Origin of the sequence: Rubripirellula obstinata (genome assembly GCF_001642955.1) — a bacterium.
In the GTDB taxonomy this organism is placed as follows: Bacteria; Planctomycetota; Planctomycetia; order Pirellulales; family Pirellulaceae; genus Rubripirellula; species Rubripirellula obstinata.
On sequence record NZ_LWSK01000191.1, the window covers coordinates 1 to 6,222 of the forward strand.

At 55.1% G+C, this 6,222-nt stretch carries 4 protein-coding genes and 1 tRNA gene; 2 read left to right on the top strand and 3 right to left on the bottom strand.

The window, feature by feature from the left end; translation table 11 throughout:
• Positions 1 to 537: 537 nt before the first annotated feature.
• Positions 538 to 1,854: a xylose isomerase gene (xylA, locus tag RC85_RS24300; RefSeq protein ID WP_068267341.1), complete on the bottom strand. Its 1,317-nt coding sequence runs from the start codon at positions 1,852 to 1,854 to the stop codon at positions 538 to 540.
• 135 nt (positions 1,855 to 1,989) lie between these two features.
• On the opposite strand from xylA, the gene RC85_RS24305 reads away from it, so the two are divergent.
• Positions 1,990 to 3,135, top strand: a complete 1,146-nt coding sequence (locus RC85_RS24305) for an AraC family transcriptional regulator (protein WP_068267342.1) — start codon at positions 1,990 to 1,992, stop codon at positions 3,133 to 3,135.
• A gap of 118 nt (positions 3,136 to 3,253) precedes the next feature.
• Here the strand turns inward: RC85_RS24305 and RC85_RS24310 are convergent.
• Positions 3,254 to 3,337: transfer RNA gene (locus RC85_RS24310), tRNA-Leu, on the bottom strand.
• 151 nt (positions 3,338 to 3,488) lie between these two features.
• Here RC85_RS24310 and RC85_RS24315 point away from each other — a divergent pair.
• Complete coding sequence (locus tag RC85_RS24315) at positions 3,489 to 4,262, top strand: MBL fold metallo-hydrolase (protein WP_068267343.1); 774 nt, start codon at positions 3,489 to 3,491, stop codon at positions 4,260 to 4,262.
• A 254-nt stretch (positions 4,263 to 4,516) separates the two neighbouring features.
• Here RC85_RS24315 and mqnE read toward each other — a convergent pair whose 3' ends face one another.
• On the bottom strand, positions 4,517 to 5,677 hold the full coding sequence (gene mqnE / locus RC85_RS24320) for an aminofutalosine synthase MqnE (RefSeq protein WP_068267344.1): 1,161 nt from the start codon (positions 5,675 to 5,677) through the stop codon (positions 4,517 to 4,519).
• Positions 5,678 to 6,222: the final 545 nt, after the last annotated feature.

Consider the following 6,222-nt stretch of genomic DNA (forward strand, 5'->3'; position numbering starts at 1 on the left):
GCTCGGTTTCGCGGCTAGCCGCGAAACCGAGCCAGAGAAGAACTGAGAGATAACGCTGCCATCCGGGGATTCCATCCCCGGCAGAGAGCTTCCGTCCCTCCAGGACTATTCACCAGCGTTATGATCGCGGATCGATCAGCGACAATTTGCATTGATTTGTTCGTCTTCCCTCGGGATGAGTGACTGCACCAACCTGGCAGTAATTAATACGATACTGATTCCCCGCTCGTTCCCTAGTTCGTTTAACCGCGTTGGGCATCGCCCCGCGTGGACGCGCGGGGCGATGCCCACGCGGTTAAACGATTTGGAAACTGACGGCGTTGGGCATCGCCCCGCTTGTTTCGCGCCGCATGGACGCGCGGGGCGATGCCCAACGCGGTTAAACGATTTGGAGCGTTGGGGTGTGTGCGACTGAACCCTGGCGGGTCCAGCTACGGAAGACTTCGACAATGATGGAGCTTGGCTTAGGGCAGTTCCCTGCGGGATAAGCATGCCGCCGGGCAGGTTTCGCTTGTCCCGGCTGGATTGGATGTCGCGTTACATGCGATCCAAATACCGGTTCACGATGTTTTCAAGCAACTCTTGACGACCGCTTGAATTCCCGGCCGCTTCGCCTTTGCCAAGCATCAACGTTTCCAGCTCTGCGAAATTCGTTTGACCGGATTCAATTTTCTTGCCAAGGTCGCTGTCCCAACTGCTGTAACGATCGGCGACGATGTTGTTGATCGCACCCTCTTCGATGATGTTGGCGGCAACCTTCAATCCGCGTGCGAAGGCATCCATGCTGCCGATGTGGGCGTAGAACAAATCGATCGGCTCAAAGCTTTCGCGTCGCACCTTGGCGTCAAAATTAACACCACCGGTTCCCAAACCGTACTTCAACAACACCAACATGATCTGCGTCGTCAAGTAATAGTTCGTCGCAAACTGATCGGTGTCCCAACCCAGCAACAAGTCGCCCGTGTTGGCATCGATCGAACCAAGACCACCTTGCATGCCGGCGTATTCCAGTTCGTGCATCATTTCGTGACCAGCCAAAGTGGCGTGGTTGGTTTCGATGTTTAGCTTGAAGTGATCAGTCAAATCGTAGGCACGCAAAAAGTTCAAGCACGCGGCCGCATCCGAATCGTATTGGTGCTTGGTTGGTTCTTTCGGTTTGGGCTCGATCAGGAATTGGCCTGTAAAGCCAATCTCTTTTGCATAATCCACCGCCATGTGAAAGAACTTGCCCAGGTGATCGAGTTCACGTTTCATGTCGGTGTTGTAAAGGCACTGATAGCCTTCTCGCCCGCCCCAGAAAACGTAATTCTCGCCACCAAGATCCTTCGTGACTTCCATCGCCTTTTTCACCTGCGCCGCCGCGTAGGCGAATACTTCCACATTGCATGTCGTCGCCGCACCGTGCATGAAACGCGGGTTGCTAAACATGTTGGCGGTGCCCCACAACAACTTCACACCCGTCCGTTGCTGCTCTTCTTTCAGCACCGCTGCGACCGAATCAAAGTTGGCGTTGGTCTCTGACAAGTTGGCTCCCTCCGGTGCAACGTCCCGATCGTGGAAGGCATAAAACGGTGCGTCTAGTTTCTCGAAGAACTCAAACGCCACCCGTGCTCGGTTGCACGCGTTTTCAACCGACTCGGTTCCGTCGTCCCAAGGACGCAGCATCGTGTCACCGCCAAAGGGATCGCTGCCGGTACAACGAAACGTGTGCCAGTAGGTGACGGTAAAACGCAGGTGTTCTTTCATCGTCTTGCCAGCGACCACTTCGTCGGGGTTGTACCAACGAAACGCCAAAGGATTATCCGACTGTGGACCTTCGTATTTGACTTTGGTGACTTCAGGAAATGCGTTCATCTGATCGGTCTTTTGCTGGAAGGAATCTAGGAGGATTATTGATTGGTTCCCTTAATGCTGAGCGATTTATCGTTGCGTCACCAGTAGATATCACGCATACTTCCATAGATATTTTACACGTTGTCTTTGCCGCTGATGCCCCGAAAAACCGTCGCTCTGCTGATCGAAACGTCCAACGGCTACTGCCGCGGGCTGTTGGAGGGCGTGATTGCCTACACCAAGGAACGTGCCGATTGGTCAATCCACCTTACCGAACAGGAACGGGGCGCATCGCCACCGTGGTGGCTAAATTCGTGGGATGGTGACGGGATTATCGCACGAATTGAGACCGATAGTATCGGCAAACGGCTGAAGAAATTTGGCATTCCAATCGTCGATCTCAGTGCCGCGCGTCACATCAAAGGCGTCCCCTGGGCGGACACGGACGACAGAGCAATTTCACAGTTGGCGGTCGATCACTTTGTCGAACGAGGATTCAAACATCTGGCGTTCTGCGGTGACGCGGGCTTTCAGTGGTCAGCGAAACGTTGCGATCACTTTGGCAAATTGGCCGAGGACGCCGGTTGTACTTTTCACCAACACCAATCGATCGCCCGTTACGACAAGCACTACGATTTCGCCAGCGACAAGCGACAAATTATGAAGTGGTTGCAACAGCTTCCTCGCCCGGTCGCGATCATCGGCTGCTACGACTTCAAGGCTCAACAAGTCCTTGATGCTTGTCGGCAAATGGACGTTTCGGTGCCGGCGGAAGTGACCGTGCTTGGCGTTGATGACGATCACTTGATTTGCGAACTCAGCGAACCGACACTGTCCAGTGTCATTCCCGATACCAAACGAACTGGATACGAGGCCGCAGATCTACTGAACCGAATGATGCACGGCGAGCAGTTGGCGACCGAACATCCGCTGCTGACTCAACCGCTCGGGATCCGAGTTCGCCAATCCACCGACACGTTGGCGATCGATGATGAAGACGTCGCAAGAGCGTTACAATTCATCCGCCGCAACGCCACCGCAAACATCCGGGTCACCGATATCCTGCAAGAGGTCTCACTTTCTCGCCGAGCCTTAGAACACCGATTCAAAAAATGGCTCGGTCACACACCGCACGAAGAGATCCAACGTGTGCGAATCAGCCGAATCAAAGAACTGCTAACCGATTCCGACCTAACGATCCATCAAATCGCCCGCCGAACCGGTTTCGAGTACGACGAATACATGGCCGCCGCCTTCAAGCGAGAAACAGGCATCACACCGACGGAGTATCGCGACCGGTGAAGAGTCCCGAGAATTGCGAAGTTTGCTGAAGTCCAGGCTCTGGTCGCCCATTGTTGCAGGTGCAATCACCAGAGTAGTAGTTGCTCAAGCGGCGAAATCCTGGACTCCAGCATTGCAGTGCGGATGAGAGGACTTGAACCTCCACGCCCTTGCGGGCACTAGAACCTGAATCTAGCGCGTCTGCCAATTCCGCCACATCCGCATGTGTACGCTCGACTGCGAAGGCGAGAAGATAGTGGGTGGCTGTTGGGCTGACAAGGCCGCAATTGATGGGTTTCCGACGGCTTTCGGCTCGCCTGAACACCCTCGGAAAGTTCCCGTTACAATGAACGGTTCCTCCAAACGGACCTGACATGCATCTTCATTGCCTCGGCACCGCCGGCTACCATCCCAACGAAACGCGGCACACGTCGTGTTACTTTCTGCCCAAATCAGGCATCGTGTTGGATGCTGGATCAGGGGCGTTTCGGTTGGCTGATCTGATCGAGACCGAGACGTTGGACATTCTGCTCTCGCACGCTCACCTCGATCACACGCTTGGGCTGACGTTCTTGCTGGATGTTCTGTACCAGTGCGAGCAGCGGAAGCATTCCATTTCGACGGTGCGAGTTTGGGGCGAAGCGGCGAAGTTGGATGCGGTGAAGAACAACTTGTTGAGTGATTTAATTTTCCCAGCCGACCTGGCGTGCGAGTGGCGGCCGATCGACGATTTGCCATCGTTCGCGATCGGCGACTGCAAGGTTGTTTGGCGAGCTCAAGATCACCCCGGCGGCAGTGTCGCTTACCGGTTGGATTGGGCGAAGGATGATCAGGCGAAGCGGTTGGTGTATGCGTCCGACACGACGGGTGACTTAAGCGACGAACATGCCGATTGGTCGCGAGGCGCAGACGTGCTGTTGCACGAGTGCTATTTTCAGAACTCGTCGGCGACCTGGGCTGAGAAGACGGGCCACACCTGGACCGAACGCGTCGCGGATGTTGCCGTTAAGTCGCAACCAAAACATTTATTGCTGACGCATATCAATCCGCTGGAAACGAGCGAGGATCCGGTCGAGATTGAACAGATACGAAGCAGGCTGGATTGCGAGGTCACTCTGGCGACCGATCACGCGGTAATTGAGTTCTAAAACTGTTTAACCGCGTGGGCATCGCCCCGCGCCGTGAAGGGTTTCTGGACTGTTTAACCGCGTGGGCATCGCCCCGCGCGTCCATGCGGGGCGAAACGCGCGGGGCGATGCCCACGCGGTTAAACGAACTAACCCGTATTTTTAGGGACCATACTCTTCACAGCGTTGGGCATCGCCCCGCGCGTCCATGCAGCAGGGAACACGCGGGGCGAAACGCGCGGGGCGATGCCCACGCGGTTAAACGAACTCGTCTACTAAACCTTCGCAACCAAAACCGGGTCCACCGATTCGCCGCTGGACCAATTCGTGTAATCGTTTTCGTCTCGGATTACGCGGCGGTAAACCGTGTCGCGTTCCACGGGAACTCGGCCGGCCTCGGTGATCAAATCTTTGATCTTATCAACCGTTAAGTGTTCCGGCGTCGTCGCACCGGCGTCGTGGTAAATCAATTCGTGACGCACGGTGCCGTCCAAGTCATCGGCACCGTAGGCCAATGCGATTTGAGCCGTCTCGATGCCCAGCATGATCCAGTATGCCTTGATGTGTTGAACGTTGTCCAGCATCAAACGACTGATCGCAAGCGTCCGCAGATCCATCAAGCCGGATGGTTTCTTGATGTGGTCCAGCTTTGTGTTTTCAGGGTGAAACGCAAGCGGGATAAAGACTTGGAAGCCACCGGTTTCGTCTTGCAAATCACGAAGTCGGATCAGGTGATCGATTCGGTGGTACGCTTTTTCGACGTGCCCGTACAGCATCGTGCAATTGGTTCGCAAACCGATTTCGTGGGCGGTTTTGTGAATGTCCAACCACGCGTGCGTGTTGGCTTTGTGTTCGCAGAGTTGGTCGCGAACTTCGGGATGGAAAATCTCTGCACCGCCGCCCGGCATGCTGCCCAGGCCTGCCGCCTTCAAATCTTCCAACACCCATTTGACGGACTTCTTGGTTTGGAATTCAAACCAATTGATCTCCACCGCCGTCCAACCTTTCAGATGGATCTTGGGGAAATTTTCGTGCAGCAATTCGATCAGGTGGCGGTACCACTCGTACGGTTTCTGGTGATGCAGTCCGCCGACGATATGCATTTCGGTGCAACCGGCGTCGGTGGCTTCTTGGCCGCGAGCGATAATTTGATCGTCGCTGAACACGTAGCCCTTCGGGTTTCGCAGATCGCTTCGGAATGCACAAAACTTACAACGGTAAACGCAAACGTTGGTCGGGTTCAGGTGCGTGTTGATGTTGTAGTAGCCTACATTCCCGTTCTTACGCTCGCGTACCAGGTTCGCCAACGCCCCGATTTCGGCCAACGGCACGGCGGGATCGTACAGGAAGATGCCATCGTCGAGCGTCAATCGCTGTTCGGATTCAACCTTGTCTCGGATCTCACGGAATCGAGCTCTCATTTCTGAGTTGTTCATGGGGTCTGGCTAAGCGGAATCGTAAGGAAAGTGTGATTTGGTGTGCAGCTTAACAACCGAGAACTGGTTTAACGAGGCAACTGCCTGCAAGCCGTTAAACCGCGTTGGGCGATGCCCCACGCCTGATCAAAATCACTACAACGCAGCAAATTGGTCAAGCTGCATCGTGGCAGACAACACAAACTGGGACGCTGCGAAGCATTGTGGCAACGGCACATTTCCCTATTCGCCAGCCGTAGGCCGTAGCGAGCCATAGCGAGTTACGGCAATTTGCGCACCGCCGTAACTCGCTATGGCTCGCTACGGCCTACTTTCAAGGATCGAGACAAGTTGACAGCGACACATTTTCATCAGGCCAGGCGATGCCTACGCGATGAAGAGTTTTGGTCCAGTAAAACACGGATTAGGAACGTACGACTTTTTATGGTCGCCGCTCGCTCGGAACGTCGCATCAGTTACTGCGTCTTAGGCCCGGAGGGCCGGCAGCACCTTGCCGGGTGCGCAAGCACCCGGATGGCTGCCGCACATCAATTCTCTGGCTCGGT

What these genes read in the sequence shown, in the direction of transcription:
- xylA (WP_068267341.1), bottom strand. Translation starts at nt 1,854, where the DNA reads ATGAACGCATTTCCTGAAGTCACCAAAGTCAAATACGAAGGTCCACAG.
- RC85_RS24305 (WP_068267342.1), top strand. Translation starts at nt 1,990, where the DNA reads ATGCCCCGAAAAACCGTCGCTCTGCTGATCGAAACGTCCAACGGCTAC.
- RC85_RS24315 (WP_068267343.1), top strand. Translation starts at nt 3,489, where the DNA reads ATGCATCTTCATTGCCTCGGCACCGCCGGCTACCATCCCAACGAAACG.
- mqnE (WP_068267344.1), bottom strand. Translation starts at nt 5,677, where the DNA reads ATGAACAACTCAGAAATGAGAGCTCGATTCCGTGAGATCCGAGACAAG.